The 1,092-nt window shown below is 35.1% G+C and carries 1 protein-coding gene; it reads left to right on the forward strand.

Annotation, left to right across the window (positions count from 1 at the left end; all coding sequences use genetic code 11):
* Nucleotides 1–7 precede the first annotated feature (7 nt).
* A complete protein-coding gene (locus ACFVSH_RS26930; protein ID WP_387708897.1) occupies nucleotides 8–598 on the forward strand; it encodes a YdeI/OmpD-associated family protein in 591 nt (196 codons plus the stop codon).
* Nucleotides 599–1,092: the final 494 nt, after the last annotated feature.

Consider the following 1,092-nt stretch of genomic DNA (forward strand, 5'->3'; position numbering starts at 1 on the left):
TTCCATGATGAAAAATATTAATAGGAATACTAAGGTTTATTTATTTTTGAGTAAATACAAAAATTGGCAGGAAGAATATGGAACGTTGAGAAATATCGTTCTCGACTGTGACCTGACCGAAGAATTTAAATGGATGCACCCCTGTTACACGTTTGAGAAAAAAAACATAGTTTTAATTCATGGATTTAAAGAATATTGTGCGCTTCTATTTCACAAAGGTGCCTTGTTACAGGATACCCATGGGATTCTAATCCAACAAACGGAGAATGTACAGGGGGCGCGCCAGATTCGGTTCACCAATGTTCAAGAAATAGTTGCAACGGAAACCATTCTGAAAGCTTATATCCATGAAGCCATTGAAGTTGAAAAAGCGGGTTTGGAAGTGATTAAAAATAATGCAGAATTCATAGTTCCAGAAGAACTTCAAAATAAATTCGATGAAATCCCTGCTTTGAAAAATGCTTTTGAAGCATTGACCCCGGGACGGCAAAGAGCATACATTCTTCATTTTTCTCAACCCAAACAATCCAAAACTCGAGAATCAAGAGTTGAAAAATGCATGCAGAAAATTCTCAATGGAAAGGGCTTAAAAGATTAGTATTTCATTGAAAAAATATAATAATCAAGTTTAAGACCTTACCTCACTTTGCGTTCATCAAACTCTTTTTTGGATCGCAGGAACCACTCAATCAATAATCCAAAAATGGACACCATAAAGTGATCCGTAGAGTATAGAAAACTAACGTGTAATAGGCCTACGCATTCAACCTAGAGTGTACCCTTTGGCTGTTTTTGAAAGGTACGCTTTTCTTGAACTAACGGGGACCTATCTTGAATAAGGTTTAAGCGATGCTCTTCATCAAAACCATCTTATACTAATAAATTTTCACTATATTATAGGAAGCTTTAATGGAGTAACAAAAAATCCAATACAGAGAAATTTGGCTTTTTATTCCGGAATTGCGATTTAGGAAAATGGATGACAATTGCACCTAAAACCCAGCAAAGGTTGCTGGGTTTCTATTTATTCCTTTAAATGAAATCACAAACTTTTTGTAGGTTATTGTTAGATTGTGTCAGATTATACTAAGA

The organism is Peribacillus sp. NPDC058002, assembly GCF_042886655.1.
In the GTDB taxonomy this organism is placed as follows: Bacteria; Bacillota; Bacilli; order Bacillales; family DSM-1321; genus Peribacillus; species Peribacillus aracenensis.

Coding starts and splice junctions, on each gene's coding strand:
- ACFVSH_RS26930 (WP_387708897.1), top strand. CDS start 8: ATGAAAAATATTAATAGGAATACTAAGGTTTATTTATTTTTGAGTAAA.